The organism is Flavobacterium sp. KBS0721 (assembly GCF_002007065.3).
Taxonomy (GTDB): domain Bacteria; phylum Bacteroidota; class Bacteroidia; order Flavobacteriales; family Flavobacteriaceae; genus Flavobacterium; species Flavobacterium piscis.
The window spans coordinates 214,665-238,224 of sequence record NZ_CP042170.1 but is presented as its reverse complement, the minus strand read 5'-3'; the positions used below and the strand labels follow the sequence as shown (position 1 = coordinate 238,224).

Genomic DNA, 23,560 nt, shown 5'->3' with positions numbered 1-23,560 from the left:
GCAAACTTTTATTTTAAACTAAAATTCATCCGTTTCTAAGGCGCGATTGATGAATTCGTTTAAAGGTTTTAAAGCAATTAGTTTTTTGCTCATTTTGGCAACAAAGTCTTTTTGAGTGACTTCAGCAATATCATATTTTTGAGTAGCTGTGAAACTTTTTAGTTTTAAAAATTCAATCGCAGGATGGTCTTTTTCGTAACCTCTTGGCGGATTTTTAAGCGAATTGGTTTCATTTATATCCAAACTTCCAAACTCTTTCTTAAAGTTTTTATCGGTAATAATTGCTTCCAGATCATCATGAAAAAAGGCAATTTCTTTACGTACTTTTTTTAAATCTTCCGCTTCTGGCGAATAAAATCCGCCGGCGATAAAACTGGCACCTTTTTCTATATGTACATAATATCCAGCACGGTTAGCACCTTTAGCGCCGGTAGACATCCAAACGCCTAAATGCGCTTTGTAGGGCGCTTTGTCTTTTGAGAATCGAATGTCGCGATTGATTCTGAAGGTACAGTTTTTAACTTCCAGTAATTCTAATGAAGGATCAAGCGGTTTCATTACGTCAAGAAAATCACTCACCAACTGGTGATAATCTTTTTTGAAAATCTCATATCTCTTTTTATTGTCCTGAAACCAATCTCTGTTATTGTTCTTTTTTAAATCGTCTAAAAATTGCAATGATTCTTTCGTTAGCATATTCTTTATTTTATTGCAGTTGTTTTTTTAAGTCTTTTTCACTGATGAAGCCGGTTGTTTTCCATTGTACGGCTTTGTTTTCGTATAATACAATTGTTGGTAATTGGTCAATTTTTAGTTGAGTTGCCAATGTTTTGTTCTTATCTACATCAATTCTAATAATCTTTACTTTATCTGCCATGTCTTTTTGCATTGTTAAAAGAAACGGTTCCATTTGCTTGCAAGGTCCGCACCAAACAGCATAAAAATCGACCAAAACCTTTTTGTCTGAATTTAATAAATCATTAAAATCATTCATAGACATTCCGGCTTCTGCCGCTGCAGGAATTCCAAATCCTTCTTCGTTCCAGTTCAGGAAACCGCCATCTAATTCGTAAACAGTATTAAAACCTAATTCTTTTAGTTTTGCGGCTGCTTTTTTGCTTCTTCCTCCGCTTAAGCAATAGACAAAAACAGGTTTTGATTTGTCGTAAGATGCTGCTTTTGCTTCGAAATCATCACCGTTCCAGTTTACGTTTTTGGCATTATCGATATGTTCCGATTCGAATTCGTCAGGAGTTCGAACGTCTAAAATTTGAGGATGATCGGTTGTTTTAATTTTTTCTGCAAATTCTTTTGGATGCAGTGATTCAAAAGAGTTTGATTTTTTATCGTTGCAGGAAATGAATACAATTGAAACTATTAGCAATAAAATTTTGGGGAATTTCATGGGATTAAATTTTAAAAATGGTATCGCTAAAGTAATGATTTTTCAATTTATATTTTCGCCACGAATTTCACGAATTAGCACAAATTAGTTTTTCTGAAAAATGAATTTCACAAAACTTATCTATTTTAGATTGATTTTAAAATTTAAATAAGAAAATAATTAGCGTTAATTCGTGAAATTCGTCGCAAAAAAAATTACAAATTAAAAATCTTATAACTCTGATGTGTCGATTTTACAATAGTTTCGGTACGTTCAGGATGTGTATCTGAAATAAAAAGCTGACCAAAAGTCTCGCTGTTGACCATTTCGATGATTTTACCGACCCGGGTTTCATCAAGCTTATCAAAAATATCATCAAAAAGCAATAAAGGTTTTACACCGCTTTGTTTTTTTAGAAATTCAAACTGAGCTAATTTCAAAGCAATCAAAAATGATTTTTGCTGACCTTGCGATCCGAATTTTTTTATAGGATGAGAGTCGATCTCAAAAGACAAATCGTCTTTATGAATTCCTACGCTTGTGTAATGCAACGCGCGATCTCTATTGATGTTTTCCTGTAAAAGCGTTAATAGGTCTTTTTCAAACAAATGACTTTCGTAAACTAGTTGTACCGTTTCTTCAGATCCGGTTATGGCCTGATGATGTACATTAAATATAGGTATAAATTGTTCGAGGAAATCTTTTCTTTTTTCAAAAATCGATTGTCCAAAACTATTCAGTTGTTCATTATATATAGATAAGGTATCATTATCGAAAGTATGATTCAGGGCAAAATACTTCAGTAAAGCATTTCGCTGAACAATTACTTTCTGGTATTGAATAAGCTGATGCAGATAAGTGGAGTCTAATTGCGAGATTACGCTGTCCATAAATTTACGTCGTGTTTCGCTTCCTTCAATAATTAAATCACGATCTGCGGGAGAAATAATTACTAACGGAATAAACCCAATATGATCTGAGAATTTATCATACGCTTTTCCGTTTCGTTTTAAAATTTTCTTTTGCCCTTTTTTTAAACTGCAAACAATTTGTTCTGCTCTGTCATTTTTTTCGAGTTCGGCATCAATAACAAAAAACTCTTCTCCGTGTTTGATGTTTTGCACAGCCAACGGATTAAAATAACTTTTTCCGTAAGCCAAATGATAAATGGCATCAAGCACATTCGTTTTTCCAATTCCGTTTTTACCTACAAAACAATTGATCTTGCGGTCAAAATCAAAACTGACTTCGGAGAAATTTTTATAATTGAATAAAGAAATTTTGTTTAAATACATTTTTTTCGAAACTGTAATGATAAAAGTTGGCGTTTCCAGTTTATTACTTTTTCCTGTAGATTAGGTTTTTTCTACAGCTCCAAATAACTATCGGGATAAAAGATTAAAAAGGATTTTGTTCTGCAAATTTAATTGAATAAAAGCGTAATCTGTTACAATCTGTGAAATCTGTGGCGAAAAATTACTTTTAATAATATTCGTAACTTTTATTAAGTAGAAAATAGTCAGATACAAATTGCTAAAAAGATCCAAATAGTGAGCTTTTTAGCGGATTTTAAGATGAATTATACCGTGATGAAAGTGAAAGAATTATCCGTTTACTGAATTATTTTTTTTAAATAGATATAAATTTGATTTTTTTTACGTTAGTTTCAATAAAAATTTTATTTTTGCCGTTCACTAAATTAATTTTAAATGGCTACTTACAATAAAAGAGGATATAAAGCACCAAAGGAAAAGGAAGTTAAAGAGGAGGTTGTGAATGAAGAACAACAAGTAATTCTTGATGGAAAGAACAGTACTACAGCTGACGTTTTTTCTAAATTAGATGAAACTGCTTCAAAAACTGAGGATTGGGTTGCTAAAAATCAAAAAATCATTATTGGTTTAGTTGCCGGTATTGCTGTGGCTACTATTGGATATTTGGCTTACCAAAAATTCATCGAAGCTCCTAAACAAGACGAAGCTGCAAGCGAAATGTTTGTTGCTCAGCAAAATTTTGATAAAGCGACAAATGGTGTAGCTAGTGATTCATTATACAAATTGGCTTTGAATGGTTCTGAAGGTAAATTCGGATTCGTGAAAATTGCTGAAGAATATTCTGGAACTGATGCTGGAAATTTAGCGAACTATTATGCTGGTATGGCATATTTGAATACAGGTAAATTTGATGACGCTATTAAGTATTTAGGTAACTTTAAATCTAAAGAAGCTATCGTTAATGCTTTGGCAATTGGTGGAATTGGAGACGCTTATTCTCAAAAAAACCAACAAAAAGAAGCTTTAGACTATTATGTAAAAGCAGCTGAATCTAACAAAAACGATTTTACAACGCCTCGTTTCTTATTAAAAGCTGGAAAAACGGCTTTGGCTTTAGGTCAAAAAGAAGACGCTTTGAAATATTTAACAGATATTAAAGAAAACTACGATACAACTCCAGAAGCAGCTTCTGTAGATGTATTGATTGGATTAGCGCAATAATATTATTGCAGAGTTTAGATTTTAGATTTAAGATTTGTATTTTAGCAATCTGAAATAAAAATCTAAATATCAAAGATGGCTACCGAAAATAAAAATTTATCCGAATACGATAAAAACACGATCCCAAATGCGAAAGATTTTCGATTTGGGATTGTTGTTTCTGAGTGGAACGAAACCATAACAGAAGGGCTTTATAATGGTGCTTTTGAAGCATTAATTGATAATGAAGTTCCGGCTCAACAAATTATTCGCTGGAATGTTCCGGGAAGTTTTGAGCTGATTTATGGTGCGAAGAAAATGTTGCAGACACAAAATGTAGATGCAGTAATTGTAATTGGATGCGTAATCCAGGGGCAAACCAAGCATTTTGATTTTGTATGCGAAGGCGTAACGCAGGGAATTAAAGATTTGAATGTTCAAACTGATATTCCGGTTATTTTTTGCGTTTTGACAGACAACAATATGCAGCAGTCAATTGATAGAAGTGGAGGAATTCACGGAAACAAAGGTACTGAAGCCGCAATTGCTGCAATCAAAATGGCTTATATCCGCCAGCAAGCATCGATGTCGCATCCTTTTCATCAGCCTTTGTTGGCTTCAGGAGCAATTCAGATAGAAGAAACACCGATAAAAATCGAGAAAGAATAGCAATATTTTTCTTCTAAAATATTAAAAACCTGTACTGTGTAAAATAGTACAGGTTTTTTGTTTTTTTTATGACAGCACTTATTCTAAAAGCCAAGAGAAATTCATTAAATTTGTGCTTCTTGGTTCGAAAATTTTAACCTTAACTTTTTAATTATTTTTTCTTAATGTCGAGTATCATTCAATTACTTCCTGATCACGTTGCTAACCAAATTGCCGCTGGAGAAGTGGTTCAAAGACCTGCTTCAGTCGTAAAAGAGCTGTTAGAAAATGCTGTTGATGCTAAGGCAACCGACATTAAGTTGATTATTAAAGATGCCGGAAAATCATTAGTTCAGGTAATTGATAATGGTTCAGGAATGAGTGTGACCGATGCGCGTTTGTGTTTTGAGCGTCACGCCACTTCTAAAATCCGTCAGGCAGAGGATTTGTTTTCGTTATGTACAAAAGGTTTTCGTGGAGAAGCATTGGCTTCTATTGCGGCAATTGCGCACATGGAAATGAAAACCAAGCAAGATCAGGACGAACTGGGAACGCATATTGTCATCGAAGGCAGTAAATTTGTTTCGCAGGAAGTGGCTGTTTTACCAAAAGGAACTTCGTTTGCTGTTAAAAATTTATTTTTTAATATTCCGGCTCGTCGTAATTTCTTAAAGTCTGATGTAGTTGAATTTCGTCATGTTATGGATGAGTTTCAGCGTGTAGCTTTGGCGCATCCTAATATTCATTTTACGTTTTACCATAACGGCAGCGAAATGTATAATTTGCCTGCTGCAGGTTATCGCCAGCGTATTGTTGGGATTATGTCCGGCAAAACCAATGAAAAACTCGTTCCGGTTAACGAAGATACAGAGATCATTAATGTTCAGGGATTTGTTTGCAAACCCGAATTTGCCAAGAAGAGCAGGGGAGAACAGTTCTTTTTTGTAAACGATCGTTTTATAAAAAGCGGTTATTTGCATCATGCTGTAATGGCAGCTTATGACGGACTTTTGAAAGATGGTTCACAGCCAAGTTATTTCTTGTTTTTACAAGTTCCGCCTAATACAATCGATATCAATATTCATCCTACTAAAACAGAAATTAAGTTTGATGATGAACAAGCGTTATATGCTATTTTAAGAGCTTCGATCAAACATAGTTTAGGACAATTTAATGTTGCGCCTGTTCTTGATTTTGATCGCGATGCCAATCTAGACACGCCCTATCACTATAAAGATTTAGAGGCAGAAACACCAACAATTCAGGTCGACGGAACTTTTAATCCGTTTACAGATGATAAAACCAATCAGCATTATGCTAAATCGAGTTCTGGTTCAAACTCAGGCTCAGGTTCCAGTTTTAGTTCAGGTTCAGGATCAAATTCATATTCGGGATATAATAAAAGAATAGAGCCAACGGCAACGTGGGAAAGTTTATATGTTGGTCTGGAAACCGATACAATAGAAAGCTCACCTTTTACATTCGAAAATGAAGAAGTAACTTCGTCCTTGTTCAATGATAATGAAATTGAGCAGGCAAGTCAGGGAACGTATCAAATTCATAAAAAATACATTGTTTCGCCTATAAAATCCGGGATGGTAATCGTTGATCAGCAACGTGCGCATCAACGTATTTTATACGAACAATTTTTGCTTAATATGACTGTAAACCAGGCTTCGAGTCAGCAATTGCTGTTTCCGCTGAATTTGTTTTATTCTTCTGATGAAATGACATTAATCGAAGAATTAAAACCTTCTCTAGAAACAACCGGTTTTGTGTTTGAAGACGCACAGACCGATCATATTGTGATTTCAGGAATTCCGGTAAATATTACCGAAAGTGAAGTTTCTCTTGTAATAGAACAATTATTAAGTGATTTACAAGACGGAATCCCGGCTAGCAGTTATAGCCAGAATGATACAATTGCCAAATCGATGGCCAAAAGTTTAGCGGTTAAAACAGGATCTTATTTAACCGAAAAAGAACAAGATAATTTGGTAAACGGTTTGTTTGCCTGTAAAGATCCAAATATTTCACCTTTTCAAAAACCTACTTTCATCACCATGCGTGTGGAAGATATAGATAAAAAGTTTGCCTTATGATGAAAATGACTCCCGTAGTAAAACAATTATTGATAATCAATATTATCTTTTTTATTGGCTGCAATTTAGTTCCCGCTGCACAAGTATATTTTGCTCTTTTCTTTCCTGAAAATCCGGGATTTAAATTTTGGCAGCCTATTACACATATGTTCATGCATGGTAGTGTGATGCATATTGCTTTTAATATGTTTGCGTTATATTCTTTTGGATCGACACTTGAGCATTTTTGGGGCGGTAAAAAATTCTTGTTTTTTTACATCTCTTGTGGATTAGGAGCGGCTTTAATAAATTATGCTGTAAACTATTATTTTTATCAGGATGCATTGAATACATTATTGGCTAATGGCTATAATAAAGTGCAAATTTTGCAATTACTAGATCAAGGAAAAATAGATACAAGATGGCAGCAAATATTAACTGTTTCTGAGTTTAAGCATTTTACTGATGCTTATTTTGGAACTGTTGTTGGGGCTTCAGGTGCTGTTTACGGTTTAATGGTTGCTTTTACCTTTATGTTTCCTAATGCCGAACTTGGCATTATGTTCATTCCAATTCCAATAAAAGCAAAATATTTTGTGCCAATCTACATGCTTCTTTTTGATGGTTTTTTTGGTATTTTCGGAAGTTCATTTTTGGGAATAGAATCTGGAATTGCTCATTATGCGCATATTGGGGGAGCTCTCTTCGGATTTTTGATTATGTGGTATTGGAAAAAAAATCAGTTTAATAATAATCGTTGGAATTAATTTTTAACTTTAATAGGGCAAATAAAAACTAAAAAAAGCTTTTATGAATATTCTTGATGATTTAAAATTACAATATAAATTAGGTGGTATAGCAATGCGTGTTATTTACTGGAACGTTGCTTGTTTTATAATCGCTTTAGTATTTTTTTATCAATATTCAGGAGGAGGTTTTGCTTATCCAAATTGGCTGGCTTTATCATCAGATCCAAACGTGTTTTTGTTTAAACCGTGGACATTCTTAACCTATGCTTTTTTTCATGCATCGTTTTGGCATTTATTGTTTAATATGATGGTTTTAAATTTTGCCAGTAATTTGTTCCTGACCTTTTTTACTCAAAAGCAATATTTAGGTTTGTACATTTTGGGTGCAATTTTCTCCGGAGTTGTTTTTGCGCTAAGTTTTTATTTTTCAAACGTAGCAGGTTCTATTGTTGGTGCTTCAGCGGCTATTATGGCAATCCTGGTTGCGGTAACGACTTATCAGCCTTTAATGGGAGTGCGTTTAATGTTTTTTGGCAACGTTAAACTTTGGCACATTACAGCTGTAATTTTAGTTTTGGATTTAATGCAGTTTAGATTAGAGAACACCGGTGGACATATTTCGCATTTGGCTGGAGCAGTTTTCGGTTTTCTATTTATTAAATTGCTTCAAAACGGAACAGATTTAAGTAAGATAGTGTCCAGAACATTAGATTTCTTTACCAATCTTTTCAAAAGATCCCCTTCGACCCCTTTCAAAAAAGTTCATAAAAATTACCAAAAACCTACAGAAAAAGTGACTTCAAGAATTGTTACGAAAGACAAAACGCAACAACAAATTGATGAAATTTTAGACAAGATTAGCCAGTCTGGTTATGATTGTTTAACAAAAGAAGAAAAAGAGTTTTTATTTAAAGCTGGAAAATAATCCTTTTAGCATAAAAATATGAAAAACCTTTCGTGGTTTAATAAAATAATGTTCTTTTTGAATATAGTACTGACTGTAGTAACGTTTAGTATTTATATTTTACCTTTTTTGGCGCCTAGAAGTTTTCCGCTTCTATCGGTGTTTACACTTTTTATGCCTGTATTTTTTGTGTTGAATGGCTTCTTCTTTTTTTATTGGGCAATTCAGTTTAAAAAGCGTCTTATTTTGTCCGGTTTGGTTTTGCTCACGGGTATCACATTTATCAGCAAGTTTTATAAATTCTCTGCCAAGGAATATATCAAGGACGAAAAAGACTTCTCTGTAATGAGTTATAATGTACGTCTTTTTAATGTTTTTAAATGGCTGGACCGAGATGATATTCCATCAAATATAAAGGCTTTTATCGATGAGCAAGATCCGGACATTCTTTGTATTCAGGAATACTCCAATTCGGCTCATATCGACTTAAAAGTGTATCCTCATCGTTATATATTTATAGATGGTAATCAGATAAAAACAGGTCAGGCTATTTTTTCTAAGTTTCCTATTATAAATGAGGGAAATATTATTTTTCCTAAGTCTGATAATAACGTAATTTATGCAGATATAAAACGTGGTACAAATGTTATCAGAATTTATAATATGCATTTACAGTCGATTAAGATTTCGCCTGATGTTACTAATATTTCGAATAATATAGATAATGTAAATCAGGAAAAGTCACAGCTTATTTATACCCGAATAAGTAAAGGATTCAGGCAACAGCAGGAGCAGGCTGAAATATTTAAAGAGAATATTAAAAAATGTAAAACTCCGTTTATTATTTGCGGTGACATGAATAATAGCCCTTTTTCGTATGTGTATCGAAGTATAAAAGGAAAGCAAAAAGATGCTTTTGAAGAAGCTGGAGAAGGTTTTGGTGCGACTTACAAATTCCGCTATTATCCAGCCCGAATTGACTATATTTTTACCGACAGCAAAATGAAAGTAAAAGGATTTGAAAGCTTTCCTGATTTTGAAAACTCAGATCATTATCCTATAATGGCAAGGCTTTCTATGGAGTAGTGCTTTTAACCATAAAAGAGCGCAAAGGTTTATTTAAAGTTCCTAAAGTTTAATTAATAAGCTTTACGAACTTTGCTTTTCTAACCTTTGCGCTCTTTGTGTTTAAGAAAATAATCTAAAAGATTAAAGAAATGGAACAATTACTAAATACCAACTAAATCATGATTAAAAAACATTTTTTATTACTTCTTTTTGTTTGCTCAGGTATATTTGCTCAGAAAGATATTGACATTAACGAGTTAAAATGGCTGCCAAATTCGCATTCATTTTGGGTAAATTCAGCTGAGAATATTTTGGTTTATGATGTAGGTAAAATAGATCAGAATACAACTGTTTTAACCGCTAAACAATTAAAAGACGCTGGTTTTAATGGAAACATCAAAGAGTTGGTCTGGAATCAAAATAAGACAAAAGTATTGGTTTATACCAACTCAAAAAAAGTATGGCGTGCTAATACAAAAGGAGATTATTGGTTCTTTGATTTAGTAACCGGAAAAGGACGAAAACTTGGCGTAAACTTAGAAGAATCTTCTCTTATGTTTGCAAAGTTCTCTAGTGATAATGAAAATGTTGCATATGTTTCAAAACATAATATTTATCTTGAAAACCTAACTTCAGGTAAAATTACGGCTTTAACAACTGACGGAACGGATAAGGTTATTAATGGAACTTTTGATTGGGTTTATGAAGAAGAATTGGCAGCAAGAGATGGATTTCGTTGGAGTCCTGACGGAAAGAGTATTGCTTTTTGGCGTGTTGATGCAACAGATACAAAATTTCATTTGATGATTAATAATACGGATGCTTTATATCCGTTTGTTGTTCCTGTTGAATATCCTAAAGCGGGAGAAAAACCTTCGGCTGTGAAGATTGGAGTTATTGATGTTGCTTCTGTAAAAACAAATTGGCTTAATATTCCGGGGGAACCTGATAATAATTATTTGGTTCGTATGGAATGGGTTGCCGCAAATGAAGTAATGGTGATTCAGCTTAACAGACATCAAAACCAAGCTTCTATTTATAATTGTAACACTCAATCAGGAAAAGCAAATTTAATTTATCAGGAGAAATCTCCTGAGTGGATTGATGTTTTCGATATTTCTTCAGGAGTTTATGATGGTTTTCCATGTCAGTTTGTAGATAACGGAAAAGCTTTCTTATGGAGTTCTGATGCTGATGGCTGGATGCATGTTTATAAAATTAGCCGCGACGGAAAAAAGAAGGAGCTAATTACAACCGGAAAGTTTGATGCCTATTTTAAAGCCTATAATGAGAAAACAAAATCTATCTATTATATTGCCAGTCCAACAGACGCAACACAACGTTATTTGTATGAAACGAATTTGAATTCGAAGAAAACAAAAAGGCTTACCCCCGAAGCTTTTGAAGGGACAAATAAATATGAATTCTCTACAGACGGATCTTATGCAAAACACACCAATTCTAATATCAACCGTAACCCAAATGTAAGATTGGTTTCGCTTTCAGATCATAAAAAAATACTGCCAAAAGAAGAGGATGTTTTTACGGCTCCTGCTCGTAAATTTTCTTTAGAAAAATTTAAAGTAACCACTGTTGATGGTATTGAAATGGATGGGATAATGGCCAAGCCTCTGGATTTTGATTCAACTAAAAAATACCCACTGTTTTTTTATGTTTATGGCGAGCCAGTAGCTACTGTCGCGAACGATGTACCGTATTTTAATGGATTTATAGATCATTTGATTCCAAAAGGATATATCGGGATTGCAATGGACAACAGAGGAACTCCATCTCTTAAAGGAACAAAATGGAGAAAATCTATTTATAAAAATATCGGAATTATCAATACGCGTGATCAGGCGATGGCCGCTAAAGAAGTTTTGAAATGGAATTTTATCGATAAAGATAGAGTTGCTGTTCACGGATGGAGCGGTGGTGGAGCTGTTACTTTGAATTTGATGTTTCAGTATCCGGAAATATACAAAACGGGGGTAGCGATTGCTGCAGTTACAGATCAGCATTTTTATGATAATATATACACAGAACGTTATATGGGATTGCCAGATGAAAATGAATCAGCTTATATTCAAGCTTCTCCGGTGACTCATGCGAAGAATTTAAAAGGAAATTTGCTGTATATTCACGGAACAGGAGATGATAATGTGCATTATAAAAATGCTGAGGTTTTGATCAATGAACTAATTAAATATGATAAAGTTTTTAATTTAATGATTTATCCAAATCGTTCGCACTCAATTTACGAAGGTGATGGTACCCGCAAACATTTGGTAGATACTTTTTTGAAATTTATAGAAGAAAAATGTCCTCCGGGAGCAAAGTAAATAAACTCTAAAACAAAAAAAAAGGAGAATTTCTATAATGAAATCTCCTTTTTTTTTTGTTTTATAAATGCTGTAGTGCCAGCAAATAAAAATATAGTATTTTTTATGTAGTCGAAATGATTTACAATATTTTCTGGCTCTTTAGGTAATCCATTGCAAATTTACCTTCGTTAAAAAGTAAATCCAAAACACTTAAATTGTTGATGAATCCGTGTTTGTCATCAAAAACCTGAGTATATTTTTCAAATACATTCGGATCTTTTTTTCCGTTTGCTAAAAATCTGAAATCAGTAATGTTTTCGACCTCATGAAAATATTCTGTAGTTTTAGAGAATTCTAATTTCATTCGTAGACACTTTGTTACTATCTCTAGAACTTCCATATTTAGATCCATAAGGAAAGTATGTTGCTTTTCGAAAATAGGAGCGATATCATCTTCAAAGAATTCAAAAAAAGGAGAACTTCTATAAGCTGCTTCTAAGGATTTAAAATGCTGTTTTTGCCAGTCAAATTCATTTTCGATCAGAACATCTTTTGTTTTTTGATGAGCAGATTTCGAATGCTTAACAGGGATATTTAATAACTGAATTCCGTTTGGACTATAGATATAAGTACGGTTTCTATTGGTCTGTTTTTGAAAATTATCTTCCATTTCAAAAGTGATATTTTCAGATTGAGCCATAACTGCAAAGTGACTAATCGACGGAAAATAGGTAGGAAGTAATAAGGAATTCATTTTGTTAAGTTTTACGTTAAAAGTTTCAGGTTTCAAGTTTCACGTTCGCAAAGAACCTGAAACTTGAAACCTGAAACAAAAATAACTATTTTTTTATGCTTTGTTTTCTTTTCTTTTTCTCCAGAAATATTCTCCAACAAAATAAAGTGCAAGAACAATCAGAAAGTACTTAAAGTAGGATTGTGGCTGTCCTTCACCATTAACGGTAGTGAAGACTCTGTCCCAACGAACTTTGTTAATCCCTTTTCCGTTAGTATCCCAGCTCATCCAGATAAAAACCGGTTTCCCTACGATATGATTGGCTGGAACGTAACCCCAATAACGGCTATCTTCAGAGTTATGACGGTTGTCTCCCATCATCCAGTAGTAGTCTTGTTTGAAAGTGTAGGTTGTTGCTTGCTTTCCGTTTATTAAGAAATGTGAACCGTCCAGCTGCAAAGTATTGCCTTCGTATTTAGTAATGATTTCTTTGTAAAATGGTAAAGATTCATTGGTTAATGCAACGGTTTTTCCTGCCTGAGGAATGTAAATAGGGCCAAAATTATCCTGACTCCATTTGTTGATATGAGGGAAAATCGCGTTGTCATTTCCTCTGTCAATTTCTCTTTTTACAGCAGTAATTCCTGGAGTGTTTTTTAAGCGTTCAGCACTCGCTTCTGTTAATGCTCTAAAATAGATAGTGTCTCTTTTTTCCTGATCTTTAATGTAAGCGCCATCGGTAATATCAAGCTCTTTCATTAATGATTCAAAATCAACCGGAGTTTTTCCGTCTAAAGCTACTGAATAAGAATATTGCGGTTTCGCTCTTTCAGGCAGGATTAATTTTTTTCCGTTAATGAAAACAAAACCGTCTACAATTGATAAGCTGTCACCAGGAATACCAACACATCTTTTTACATAATTTGATTTTTTATCGATAGGTTTTATAACCCCTGGTCTTCCTTTTGGCTCATAGAAATAGTGAACAGTATCTACAGGCCAGTTGAAAACAACGATGTCTGATCGTTTTATTTTTTCTAAAGCCGGTAATCTGAAATATGGCAATTGCGGCCAGCTTAAATATGATTTTCTTTTTAAGAATGGTATGGTATCGTGAACCATAGGTAAAGCAACAGTTGTCATAGGTACACGAGGACCATAATTTACTTTACTTACAAACAGGAAGTCACCAATTAATAGTGATTTTTCCAGAGATGAAGTAGGAATTGTATAAGGCTGTACCACATAAGTATGTACTAATGTTGCTACGATAACAGCAAAAAGTAAAGAACTTACAGTGTCAGCAGTTTTATTTTGAGGTCTTAATTCTCTGTTGGCATTATATTCTAATTTCTGAGTATAATTTACATAATAAATGTAAAAACCAAAAGTAAAAATCCCTAGTAAAGTATCTAAAGTAGATTTTTTGCCAAATGTTCTTAAGGTTTCTACCCAAACAACAGGAAACATAATTAAATTAATAATCGGGATAAAAAGTAATAGAGTCCACCATGTTGGGCGGCTAATAATTTTCATTAAAATTATTGAATTATAAACCGGAATAGCAGCTTCCCACTTTTTTCTTCCTGCGGCCTCATACAGTTTCCAGGTTCCCAAAAAGTGAATTACTTGTACGGCTAAGAAAAATACGAACCAAAGATATAGTGTCATCGTTTTTTTGTTTTATGTTTCAGGTTTTAGGTTGTTCTGTTGAAAACCTTCCTCTTCAAATTTGATTATTTTAAATTTAATACATCTTTCATGCTGTAAATTCCTGTTTTACCAGCAAGCCATTCAGCAGCAATTACAGCTCCAAGAGCAAAACCTTCGCGGTTGTGTGCAGTATGTTTTAATTCGATGCTGTCTACAATTGAGTCGTAAGTTACCGTATGAGTTCCGGGAACGTCACCAATTCTTTTTGCTTCAATGTGAATTTCATTATTGTTTTTGGCTTCGTCTAAAGTCCAATTGGCATAATTACTGTTTTCGATCACTCCTTTTGCCAAAGAAATAGCGGTTCCGCTTGGAGCATCTAATTTTTGTGTATGATGAATTTCTTCCATTGATACTTTATAAGAATCAAATTGGGACATGATTTTAGCCAAATATTCATTTAATTCGAAGAAAATATTAACTCCTAAACTAAAATTTGAACTGGATATAAATCCACCTTGTTTTTCGTTGCAAAGTGCGATCATTTCATCAAAATGCTCTAACCAGCCAGTTGTTCCTGAAACTACAGGTACATTGTTGTTAAAACAGCTTGAAATGTTGCTTACTGCTGCGGTTGGAACGCTAAAGTCAATCGCAACATCAGCAGTTGAAAGTCCGTCGTATGTATTGAATTCGTCTTTCTTTAAAACAATTTCGTGACCTCTTTCTAAAGCAATTCGTTCAATTACTTTACCCATTTTTCCGTAACCTAAAAGCGCAATTTTCATTTTGTGTGTATTTTTTGAGTTTAAATAACAGGAGTTATTTAAAAGTGGTAATTAAAAGTTAGTCCAACGTTTGGTCTGAAAGTAATATCGTTAGGATATACTTCCGGACGCATTGATAGTCTTTCGTTTACGTTGAATTGAATCAAAGCCGCGTCAACATTGGCGTCTATAATGTTTAGTGCATAAAAAGCAACAACAAATAAAGCGGATAAATCCCTGTTTCGCTGATAGAATTTCTGACCTGCAACAAGTCGGCTTTCATCAAGAAATTGGTATTTGTCGTCGTTGTAGCCTTCTAGTCTTCGTTTGTAAGCGTTACGATAATCGCGGTATTTGTTATTGTTGTCAATATAAAAATACAAACTCGTACCAATTGCTCCGTAAACCAAAGGAATTTTCCAGTATTTTTTATTGTATGCCTGACCTAAACCTGGCAAAATTGCAGAATAAAAAGCTGCTTTTGCCGGAGTAAGCGGATCAATTTCTTGTAATTTGCTAGTGTCTTTAACAACCAAAACCGTTTCTTCTTTTGCCTGAGCAAAAAGAGAGACGGTTCCTATGAGAAAGAACAATAGGCTTATGGGGACAATCTTATTCACTATCCGTTTATTAATTTTATAATTCGATTAAAGTCGGCTTCAGAATTAAAAGGAATTGTAATTTTTCCTTTTCCGTTGCCAGCGACTTTTACATCAACTTTCGCACCAAAATAATCGTTGAAAGTGTTTTTTTGTGTTTCTCTAACTACAAAAGAAGATTCTGCTTTTGGTTTCCCTTCCGCTTTTGGCTTTAAACTTTCGTGATAATTTTTTACTAAAGTTTCTGTTTCACGAACAGATAGATTGTCACTTACGATTTTTTGATATATATCAGTCTGAATATCCAGATCTTCAATATTGATGATTGCTCTACCATGTCCCATGCTGATAAAACCGTCACGAATACCGGTTTGAATAATCGGATCCAGTTTTAAAAGACGTAAATAATTGGCAATTGTAGAACGTTTTTTTCCAACGCGCTCACTCATTTGTTCCTGAGTCAATTGAATTTCATCAATTAAACGTTGGTACGAAAGAGCAATTTCGATTGGATCTAAGTCATGACGCTGAATGTTCTCCACCAAAGCCATAACCAATGATTCATTGTCATTCGCAATACGAATGTAGGCAGGAACATGTGTTAGTCCAACTAAAGTTGAAGCGCGTAAACGACGTTCTCCAGAAATTAGCTGGTATTTATTAAAGTCTAATTTTCGAACAGTAATAGGTTGAATCACACCAAGTTCTTTAATAGAAGTGGCTAATTCGCGTAACGATTCTTCATTAAAATTGCTTCTAGGCTGAAACGGATTTATTTCGATAGCACTTATTTCAAGCTCAATGATGTTTCCAACAACTTTGTCAGCATTTTTGTCTTCTACTGATGTAATGTCGTTTTCCGGATCTTTTAATAATGCTGATAATCCTCTTCCTAAGGCTTGTTTTTTAATTGCTTTTGTCATAAAAACTATTTACTGTTTTTCTTTATAATTTCTTGAGCTAAATGAATGTAATTTACCGCTCCTTTGCTTGTTGCGTCATAATTAATGATGCTTTCTCCAAAACTTGGAGCCTCGCTTAATTTTACATTTCGCTGAATAACGGTATCAAAAACCATATCGTTAAAGTGTTTTTGAACCTCTTCTACAACCTGATTGGATAAACGTAATCTTGAATCGTACATAGTAAGTAACAATCCTTCGATATCAAGATCCGGGTTGTGTATTTTTTGAATACTTTTTATCGTGTTCAGTAATTTTCCTAATCCTTCAAGTGCAAAATATTCGCATTGAATAGGAATAACAACTGAATCAGCCGCCGTTAAAGCATTTAAGGTTAATAAACCTAATGAAGGCGCGCAGTCGATGATGATATAATCATATTCGTCTTTTACACTTTCTAATGCTTTTTTAAGCATATACTCTCTGTTTTCTTTGTCAACCAATTCGATTTCGATGGCAACAAGGTCAATGTGAGCAGGGATCACATCAACATTTACAGCTGAACATTTTATAATGGTTTCTTTGGGAGTGTTACTGTGTTCAAGTATTTGGTAGGTACCCATCTCAACAGATTCTACATCAATCCCAAGGCCAGATGTGGCATTTGCCTGAGGATCAGCATCAATTAATAATACTTTCTTTTCTAAAACACCCAATGAGGCTGCAAGATTTACTGATGTAGTAGTCTTTCCAACGCCTCCTTTTTGATTAGCAATCGCAATGATTTTGCCCATTTATTTTCTGAATTTTGAACCGTAAAAATACAATTATTTATGGTTTCTGAAAATCTATTTTGTTAACATTTAAGAAACTTCGGTTAATCGTTGTATGGTGCGTGTTCTGAGGATTTTAATTTCTTATATAATAAAAAAATAGTAACGAAAATTCGTTCTATTATCATCTTCTTTTTGGTGTAAAAGAACAAATTTTGGTTTAAATATTAAAAAAATATGCAACATTAGATTTAGCGTTGCTTTAATTTTTTCTTTTTAAATCTTTTACTAAACTGGCGGTAAAAAATAAAATTGTAATGCCCCCCAAAATAATGCAAAGCCACATAAACCATGATTGTTGCCAAAATGACTGACTTGCTGTTGAAGTTTTTGCCGGGTTATTTTGCTGAATATGGTACAAAGTTGTTTGTGGTAAATTGCCGGCAATATTGGTTTTAAAATTCGAAAGATCATATTCCGGTTCTCTCAGTTTTTTATTTCCTGTTTTTAGGATATAATTTTCATTAGAATTTAAATCCGCAATAATAGAAATTGGTTTTTGATAGTATTTTATTTTTGAAATCGATAAGGGTTGATTATCGTGATTTTTGATTTTAATAAAAAACTCTTTTTCGAATATTTGAGGAAATGTAAAAGTATTTGTGGCATTTGAATTTAACTCAAAAGAAGTAATTTCTTCGTCGAATATTTGAGATTTCCTTTTTGTCTGGCGTTTTGTTTTCTTGTAAAGAATTGCAGTTCGCTTGTAATAAGTAGGTTTTGAAATTTCGAATGAAATCTCATTAATTACCTGTGGCGCATCAAAAAGAATATGAATTTGAGTTTCTTTTTCTGAAGGGATTTCTTTTGTTACCGATTTCTTTGGATAGATTTCCTGTAAAGCACTTTTCTGCAATTTTGAGTTGAAACTCCCAACTTTAAGAACATTAATTGGAAGTGTTTTTTGATCATCAAAATCTATTTTCAAGTACTTGTAAGTACTCAAAGGATAAGATATTGTTTTAATAACGCTTGTTTCTGATGTGCTGTTGAGATCGTAAAGTGTTTGTGCATCAGAAATCCCAAACCACTCTTTTTGGTCGTCGCTTCCTGAAACAGAATATTTTTTTTCTACATCAGAATTAGCGATAAAAAGCGAAAGTTGATTGTTGTGTTTATTTGAAGGAATTGCAATAATTACTGAAGTGCTCTTTTTAGGAACATTCGTTTTTGAAACAATAGTATATGCTTCAAAAGTATTTGATGAAACATTTTGAGATGCTTGTATAAAATACGGAACTTCATTTCCTTTCGCATCAAATAATCTAATGTCGCTCAAATCCTGTTTCGATAATGACCGAATCTCAGGTGATAAAATAATTTCGTTAAAGCCGCTTTGATCGACTTTTTTTAGTTTTGCAGTAGTTTGATATTGCCCAAACGAGAGGTTTGTGATCAATAGCAATAAGATGAATTTATTTAGTTTCATTGGTTTCTTCAGGCTTGTTTTCGTCAATAACTAATACTTTGATTTTTTGATATACAAAAGAGATAATCAAAATTAAAATTCCTAAAAGGATAAAAGAGATGATTTTTCCGGTTTCAGAAATATTACTAATGTCGTATAAAAATAGTTTTAAGATCGTTAATCCCAGTAATGATAAAGCGATTATTCGCAGGGATTTTAGTTGCTTTTTTATTCCGATAATTAAAAATACAAAAGCTAAAACTCCCCAAAGAATTGGGAATCCTGTTTTGATGATTTTAGTTCTGGCCAATGCAATATAATCTTCGGCAATAAATTCACGTAAATAAGGTAAGTTAGATTTGTAACTCGCGTACATAGGACTTGTTTGTATGTCCTGAAGAGTTACCGGAGAATTCATAAAAATAAGACCGTGAAGCATCACCTCTGAACTTGCAACATAAATAATGAAAAATGCCGCAATCCACATGAAGTATCGGCTTTTAAGAAAAGTAAAGTCTACTTTTTTATAAATCTGAAACAATTGATAGCCAAAATATATCGTGATAATCAATGAAATATAATGCAGGTAAAAAGCAATTGCTCTTCCGCTTCCTGAACTAATAATGTCTTTGTGCTCAAAAAATGGATAGTTCGAGAACCAAAAGGCAAACAAGACAATATTAGCAATCGCAAGTAATAAAGCACCCTGATATCCGGTTTCTGTTTTTCTTTTTATCAGATAAGAAGAAAACAAAGCCGAGAATAACAAATGATATAAAATAGGCAATGCTATCGAACTGTAAATGCTGTCGATATAGTGATTCGATTGGTAAATAACTTCTAATAAACCTGTGAAATAACCAATTACAAAACCTGTTTCTAAAACGATTCTTTTGTATTTTTCAGGATTAAAGCTAATGCCGAAAATAGTTGAATTTTCGGTTTCATTTTTTAATAAATACCAAATTGCAAATAAAGAACCGGCAGCAAAAATACCCGTTATAAATATTGGATTAATAATAATATTTAATGGTAAAGCACCATTGTAATATTTGTTCCAGTCCATGATCAGGCTGAAAATCATTAAAATATGAACTATTATAGAGCCAAATCGATAGCTTGTAATTTTAGATTTTTGAGATAACCATAATAACAGAACGGCTTCTGCTGCCCAAAATAAGGTAATATAATTCCCTTCGAACTGAATAGGAATTGCTAATGTTATAAAAGTCAGTGTTAGACCGATAAGTAAATAAGCAGCTTTCTGGTCGAGATCGAATTTTTTGTATAAAATCCAGGCGTAAATTAAATTCAGCAAGGCAAGAATGGTGGTAAACAAACCTTTTAATTCCGGATGATAATTAGCTAAAATTGCCATTCCGGCAGCATAAAACAAAAAAGTGTTGCTGGCCAAAATAGTGAGTTGGGTTTTAGAAAATTCTCCTTTAGACCGAATGTTATTTACAAGGTTCATTAATATAAAAATGAAATAGAAAATAAATCCAAATACTAATCCTCCAAGGTAATGCGGTTTGTTCGAGCTTAAATCTTTAGTTAGCCATGCGAAATATAATAATACCGTAAAGATGTAGGCAAGTATATTAACCAGATTCCATTTTTTATAATAGGCTATGGCTAAAATTCCAATATTTAGAATAATAATGTAACTAAAAAGAACTACATAATTTCCTTCGCCGGTACTCACCATAAACGGAACTGCAAATCCGCCTATTAGCGAAAGCACAGCTAACTCAATTCTATCATAGGATAATGATATTAAAGCACTAAATGCTGTAATGATCACCATGATACTAAAGGCAACCGTTTGATTGAATAAATGATAATCGTGAAAAGCGATTCCTATTGTAAAATAAAAAATCGCAATCGCCCCGGCAACAATAACCGAACTAAAGGCGGCATAGTTTTTACGCAGTTTATGCGCAATTCCCATAACTAGGGCACCACATAATACGCCAATTCCAACTCTTGCCGGTTCGTTGATCCAGTCTTTGTCGATGGCATATTTTACAAAATAACTAATTCCCAAAACAAGGATCAGAACTCCAATTTTGTTGATCAGGTTTTCACCAATGAATTTTTCTAAATCCGGATTTTTCTCCTTGAAGTTTTCCCAGAATGATTTTTTCGGTTCAAAAGGGATGATTGGTCTTTGAACTGGTTTTGTTTCCAGAGGTCTAGATTCAATTGGTTTAGGTATATTATCAATAGAAGATAAAGCTATTTTTTCTAATTGCTCATCTGCTATTTTTTCTTTGATTGCTTCTGGTTGCGTAGGTTCAAAAATAGCCTTGTTAGATTGTTCAGGCTCAATCTTAAATTCTTCTTTTTGTACAACAGGAATTGATGCGGTAGGAATAATTTCAGTAGGTTTTTCAACTGTTTTTAAAAGATCAATCTTTTTGTTTAGTTTCTGAATGTCGTTTTCGAGGTTATTAAAACGACCTTTAATGGTATTAAAGATATAGATTAAGAAACAAAATAACGCAACTAAAAGAAAACTTTCCATAAAGAACTAAGTATAATGTTATGATTGGTAAATATAATAACATTTTAATACGAAGGGGATTTTTTTAGTTCTTTTCGTGTTAAATGAAGTATTTGTTTTCTTCTATAGAATTAGCTTGATCTAAAACTCTCTATTTGTAATTACAACTCTGTTATTTACTCAGTCTTTACTTTTAGCATTGCAATTAAAGGAAAATTAAGCCTTTGTATAGTTTTTGATGAGAAAATTGGGACCAAATACGGACATATAGTTTAAAGATTATGACTATTTTTCGAATCCTTAAAAACTATATTAAACCCAAAAATATTATTATGAGTAAAAAGTTAATCTCAGTATTTACTGCATTTACAGTCATGCTGATGCTATGCAGTTTTGTAACGCTAAATTTATCTGATGAAAAAAATCAGGAGAATAAGATAGAAGGCAAGATTATTTACAACAAAAAGAAACATAGTATAACCTTATCATGGCCGGCATTTGGCTCTACAGGAAATTATGTAATTACAAGAGGAGGAAGTCGTTTGGCTTCAGAGTTTGTTGCTGTTGGTTCGACTACGAAATTGACATTTACAGATAATAAGCCAAATAAAGATAGATACGAGAACTATTATAAAATTACCCGTAATGCTATAACTATAATAGTTTCGATAGAGAACCAGATTTTTGGCAGTAATATGTATTTCTACGATCGAAAATATGAAAAAGCAGAAACTGCGCGAAATGATATTAATTCGCAGTTTAGTGCTATTGGCCTGGGCGGATCAAATGGCGAATGGACTACAAAACGTCAGGCCTATTATTTTAAAGCAAATATTGAGGGACAAACTTACGATTCGGGCGGATCAGGTTCTGCATCATCGGCAACAGCAAATTCAATAGAATTAGGATTTTATTCTCATATAGGAGGTTTAGGTAAGTTACCATCAGCCGTTAAACTAGGTTCGATATTCACCAGACCTCATCTTTCTGGTGGAGCAAATGCTACGTGTACATTTTGGCGTTCTGTAGAAAATGTAGCAATAATGCGGGATTTTGGATGGACAGTTTCTCAATCCACCAGTGCAAGAAGAATGCTGATTGAAAGTACTTCAAAATACATTTCAGATATTGGAGACACTAACTTTTGGGGAAGCGGTGGTTTTATTGCCGATACACATTATACATCGTCCAGGCCAAACTGGGGCGGACAGCAACAATGGTACACCAGAAATACTGTTTTTCCTTCAGGTTCCGGCGCAATGGGCGGTTCGTATAATATGGTTTGGCAAGGTTGCGTCAATCCTCCAAAAGCAGATGATGCCAACTCGCCAGTTCCTACTACACCTGTTATTAGAGAAAAACCTTTTCTTTTTATCGATAATGATGGCGAGTACAAAGTATTTGTTCCGGCATGGCAAAAGGACAGAGTAGGAGTTTCCTGGTCGGCAACAAATATGGGGAAAGGAAAAATTCAGGATTTGCTTACCGACTGGTATGTTGCCAAAGAAGGCGATACTGATGTTGAAATTAATAATGCGTTAAAAGTTGGCAAAAATATATTTTTTACTCCAGGTCATTACGCATTGAATGCTCCTATTCAGGTAAATAGAAAGGATGCAATACTTTTGGGCGCTGGTATAGCATCAGTAACATTAGAGCCGACCGAGAAAAATACTTGGGGATGTATCTATGCAGATGACAAAGACGGAATTATCATTGCCGGACTTCTTATGGATTCATTTAATAGTACAACGTATCAGGTTAGAATTGGTAACGAAGGAGCAAATGCTGACCACTCTGCAGATCCCATTTTACTTTCAGATATCACTTGTAGAGTAGGCGGGGTTCAGTCAAAAAATATTCAGATACATGCTTCTATGGAAATAAACAGCAACAATGTAGTGGGTGATCATTTCTGGCTGTGGCGCGCTGACCATGGTTCGCAAAAAGGTGGAAATGCACGCTGGATAAGAGACAGATGTAAAAACGGCCTTATTGTTACAGGAGATGATGTTACACTTTATGCTTTATTTGTCGAACACTTTCAGGAATATGAAGTATTATGGTTAGGAGAACGTGGCAGAACTTATTTCTTTCAAAACGAACCGCCATACGATGCTCCAAATCAGGCTAGCTGGAGCAGTCAGGGAGGTAAAGTAGATGGTTATGCAGCATTCAAAGTAGCAAATACTGTGAAAGAACATCAAAGTATAGGGATGGGATCTTATGCAGTTTTTACAGGAACGGATGGCAAAGTCAATAAGAAAAATGGTTTTGAAATACCGAATAGTCCAACTGTGAAACTCGAAAAAATGTGTATCACGCGTTTTGCCGGTCCGGGTAATATTCAAAATGTGATTAATAGTAGTGGCGGTAGTACAGCAACAGGTGTGAAACGTGTCGCATTATATAACAATGGAGAAGGTACGCAATCGTACGACGAAGAAGTTAATTTGCCTAATAGTGAATCCTATCCTGTCTATATTGTTATGGAAAAGTAAAAAAGAAGCGGTACAACAGTACTGGA

Annotated in this window: 19 protein-coding genes; 8 read left to right on the top strand and 11 right to left on the bottom strand. The window is 33.8% G+C overall.

What is annotated here, in order from left to right; genetic code table 11:
* Positions 1 to 18: 18 nt before the first annotated feature.
* The 3 genes from B0M43_RS01155 to B0M43_RS01145 all read right to left on the bottom strand — a co-directional run bounded on the left by B0M43_RS01155 (position 19) and on the right by B0M43_RS01145 (position 2,679).
* A complete protein-coding gene (locus B0M43_RS01155) occupies positions 19 to 696 on the bottom strand; it encodes a DUF2461 domain-containing protein (RefSeq protein ID WP_078005891.1) in 678 nt (225 codons plus the stop codon).
* Positions 697 to 706: 10 nt separating this feature from the next.
* A complete protein-coding gene (locus B0M43_RS01150; RefSeq protein WP_078005890.1) occupies positions 707 to 1,405 on the bottom strand; it encodes a thioredoxin domain-containing protein in 699 nt (232 codons plus the stop codon).
* A gap of 194 nt (positions 1,406 to 1,599) precedes the next feature.
* On the bottom strand, positions 1,600 to 2,679 hold the full coding sequence (locus tag B0M43_RS01145) for a DNA replication/repair protein RecF (RefSeq protein WP_065450988.1): 1,080 nt from the start codon (positions 2,677 to 2,679) through the stop codon (positions 1,600 to 1,602).
* Positions 2,680 to 3,093: 414 nt separating this feature from the next.
* On the opposite strand from B0M43_RS01145, the gene B0M43_RS01140 reads away from it, so the two are divergent.
* From B0M43_RS01140 to B0M43_RS01110, 7 genes are all read left to right on the top strand, one after another.
* Complete coding sequence (locus tag B0M43_RS01140; protein ID WP_065450989.1) at positions 3,094 to 3,879, top strand: tetratricopeptide repeat protein; 786 nt, start codon at positions 3,094 to 3,096, stop codon at positions 3,877 to 3,879.
* Between the two features lie 75 nt (positions 3,880 to 3,954).
* On the top strand, positions 3,955 to 4,527 hold the full coding sequence (ribH, locus tag B0M43_RS01135) for a 6,7-dimethyl-8-ribityllumazine synthase (RefSeq protein ID WP_065450990.1): 573 nt from the start codon (positions 3,955 to 3,957) through the stop codon (positions 4,525 to 4,527).
* A gap of 164 nt (positions 4,528 to 4,691) precedes the next feature.
* A complete protein-coding gene (mutL, locus tag B0M43_RS01130) occupies positions 4,692 to 6,608 on the top strand; it encodes a DNA mismatch repair endonuclease MutL (protein ID WP_078005889.1) in 1,917 nt (638 codons plus the stop codon).
* Positions 6,605 to 7,354 carry a rhomboid family intramembrane serine protease gene (locus tag B0M43_RS01125; protein ID WP_078005888.1) on the top strand — a complete coding sequence of 250 codons (750 nt, stop codon included), beginning with the start codon at positions 6,605 to 6,607 and terminating at the stop codon, positions 7,352 to 7,354. The genes mutL and B0M43_RS01125 overlap by 4 nt, the downstream gene beginning before the upstream one ends.
* Before the next feature lie 43 nt (positions 7,355 to 7,397).
* Positions 7,398 to 8,261, top strand: coding sequence for a rhomboid family intramembrane serine protease (locus B0M43_RS01120; protein ID WP_065450992.1), 864 nt, complete (start codon positions 7,398 to 7,400; stop codon positions 8,259 to 8,261).
* Between the two features lie 18 nt (positions 8,262 to 8,279).
* Positions 8,280 to 9,326, top strand: a complete 1,047-nt coding sequence (locus B0M43_RS01115) for an endonuclease/exonuclease/phosphatase family protein (RefSeq protein WP_078005887.1) — start codon at positions 8,280 to 8,282, stop codon at positions 9,324 to 9,326.
* 161 nt (positions 9,327 to 9,487) lie between these two features.
* The gene (locus B0M43_RS01110; protein ID WP_078005886.1) at positions 9,488 to 11,650 is read left to right on the top strand and encodes a DPP IV N-terminal domain-containing protein; all 2,163 of its coding nucleotides are present in this window, start codon (positions 9,488 to 9,490) and stop codon (positions 11,648 to 11,650) included.
* A 121-nt stretch (positions 11,651 to 11,771) separates the two neighbouring features.
* On the opposite strand, the gene B0M43_RS01105 is transcribed toward B0M43_RS01110, so the two are convergent.
* From B0M43_RS01105 to B0M43_RS01070, 8 genes are all read right to left on the bottom strand, one after another.
* Positions 11,772 to 12,386, bottom strand: coding sequence for a WbqC family protein (locus tag B0M43_RS01105; protein WP_078006167.1), 615 nt, complete (start codon positions 12,384 to 12,386; stop codon positions 11,772 to 11,774).
* A 93-nt stretch (positions 12,387 to 12,479) separates the two neighbouring features.
* The gene (gene lepB / locus B0M43_RS01100) at positions 12,480 to 14,036 is read right to left on the bottom strand and encodes a signal peptidase I (RefSeq protein ID WP_065450995.1); all 1,557 of its coding nucleotides are present in this window, start codon (positions 14,034 to 14,036) and stop codon (positions 12,480 to 12,482) included.
* 65 nt (positions 14,037 to 14,101) lie between these two features.
* Positions 14,102 to 14,806, bottom strand: a complete 705-nt coding sequence (gene dapB / locus B0M43_RS01095) for a 4-hydroxy-tetrahydrodipicolinate reductase (RefSeq protein WP_065450996.1) — start codon at positions 14,804 to 14,806, stop codon at positions 14,102 to 14,104.
* A 38-nt stretch (positions 14,807 to 14,844) separates the two neighbouring features.
* Complete coding sequence (locus B0M43_RS01090) at positions 14,845 to 15,405, bottom strand: DUF5683 domain-containing protein (RefSeq protein ID WP_065450997.1); 561 nt, start codon at positions 15,403 to 15,405, stop codon at positions 14,845 to 14,847.
* On the bottom strand, positions 15,405 to 16,307 hold the full coding sequence (locus tag B0M43_RS01085) for a ParB/RepB/Spo0J family partition protein (RefSeq protein WP_065450998.1): 903 nt from the start codon (positions 16,305 to 16,307) through the stop codon (positions 15,405 to 15,407). Before B0M43_RS01085 ends, B0M43_RS01090 begins: the two co-directional genes overlap by 1 nt.
* Positions 16,308 to 16,312: 5 nt before the next feature.
* Entirely contained in the window at positions 16,313 to 17,080 is a 768-nt protein-coding gene (locus B0M43_RS01080; RefSeq protein ID WP_065450999.1) for a ParA family protein, read from the bottom strand.
* A gap of 241 nt (positions 17,081 to 17,321) precedes the next feature.
* Positions 17,322 to 18,548 (bottom strand): hypothetical protein, encoded by a 1,227-nt coding sequence (locus B0M43_RS01075; RefSeq protein WP_078005885.1) that lies wholly within the window; start codon positions 18,546 to 18,548, stop codon positions 17,322 to 17,324.
* Entirely contained in the window at positions 18,535 to 21,054 is a 2,520-nt protein-coding gene (locus tag B0M43_RS01070; protein ID WP_078005884.1) for a DUF2339 domain-containing protein, read from the bottom strand. The genes B0M43_RS01075 and B0M43_RS01070 overlap by 14 nt, the downstream gene beginning before the upstream one ends.
* Before the next feature lie 311 nt (positions 21,055 to 21,365).
* Here B0M43_RS01070 and B0M43_RS01065 point away from each other — a divergent pair, with 311 nt between their 5' ends.
* On the top strand, positions 21,366 to 23,534 hold the full coding sequence (locus B0M43_RS01065; protein WP_078006166.1) for a hypothetical protein: 2,169 nt from the start codon (positions 21,366 to 21,368) through the stop codon (positions 23,532 to 23,534).
* The last annotated feature ends 26 nt before the right edge of the window (positions 23,535 to 23,560 follow it).

Bases quoted from the DNA above. Each gene is read 5' to 3' on its own strand.
- B0M43_RS01085 (WP_065450998.1), bottom strand. From the start codon at position 16,307: ATGACAAAAGCAATTAAAAAACAAGCCTTAGGAAGAGGATTATCAGCA.
- ribH (WP_065450990.1), top strand. From the start codon at position 3,955: ATGGCTACCGAAAATAAAAATTTATCCGAATACGATAAAAACACGATC.
- B0M43_RS01120 (WP_065450992.1), top strand. From the start codon at position 7,398: ATGAATATTCTTGATGATTTAAAATTACAATATAAATTAGGTGGTATA.
- B0M43_RS01080 (WP_065450999.1), bottom strand. From the start codon at position 17,080: ATGGGCAAAATCATTGCGATTGCTAATCAAAAAGGAGGCGTTGGAAAG.
- B0M43_RS01125 (WP_078005888.1), top strand. From the start codon at position 6,605: ATGATGAAAATGACTCCCGTAGTAAAACAATTATTGATAATCAATATT.
- B0M43_RS01070 (WP_078005884.1), bottom strand. From the start codon at position 21,054: ATGGAAAGTTTTCTTTTAGTTGCGTTATTTTGTTTCTTAATCTATATC.
- B0M43_RS01065 (WP_078006166.1), top strand. From the start codon at position 21,366: ATGAGTAAAAAGTTAATCTCAGTATTTACTGCATTTACAGTCATGCTG.
- mutL (WP_078005889.1), top strand. From the start codon at position 4,692: ATGTCGAGTATCATTCAATTACTTCCTGATCACGTTGCTAACCAAATT.
- B0M43_RS01115 (WP_078005887.1), top strand. From the start codon at position 8,280: ATGAAAAACCTTTCGTGGTTTAATAAAATAATGTTCTTTTTGAATATA.
- B0M43_RS01150 (WP_078005890.1), bottom strand. From the start codon at position 1,405: ATGAAATTCCCCAAAATTTTATTGCTAATAGTTTCAATTGTATTCATT.
- lepB (WP_065450995.1), bottom strand. From the start codon at position 14,036: ATGACACTATATCTTTGGTTCGTATTTTTCTTAGCCGTACAAGTAATT.
- dapB (WP_065450996.1), bottom strand. From the start codon at position 14,806: ATGAAAATTGCGCTTTTAGGTTACGGAAAAATGGGTAAAGTAATTGAA.
- B0M43_RS01110 (WP_078005886.1), top strand. From the start codon at position 9,488: ATGATTAAAAAACATTTTTTATTACTTCTTTTTGTTTGCTCAGGTATA.
- B0M43_RS01105 (WP_078006167.1), bottom strand. From the start codon at position 12,386: ATGAATTCCTTATTACTTCCTACCTATTTTCCGTCGATTAGTCACTTT.
- B0M43_RS01075 (WP_078005885.1), bottom strand. From the start codon at position 18,548: ATGAAACTAAATAAATTCATCTTATTGCTATTGATCACAAACCTCTCG.
- B0M43_RS01140 (WP_065450989.1), top strand. From the start codon at position 3,094: ATGGCTACTTACAATAAAAGAGGATATAAAGCACCAAAGGAAAAGGAA.
- B0M43_RS01145 (WP_065450988.1), bottom strand. From the start codon at position 2,679: ATGTATTTAAACAAAATTTCTTTATTCAATTATAAAAATTTCTCCGAA.
- B0M43_RS01155 (WP_078005891.1), bottom strand. From the start codon at position 696: ATGCTAACGAAAGAATCATTGCAATTTTTAGACGATTTAAAAAAGAAC.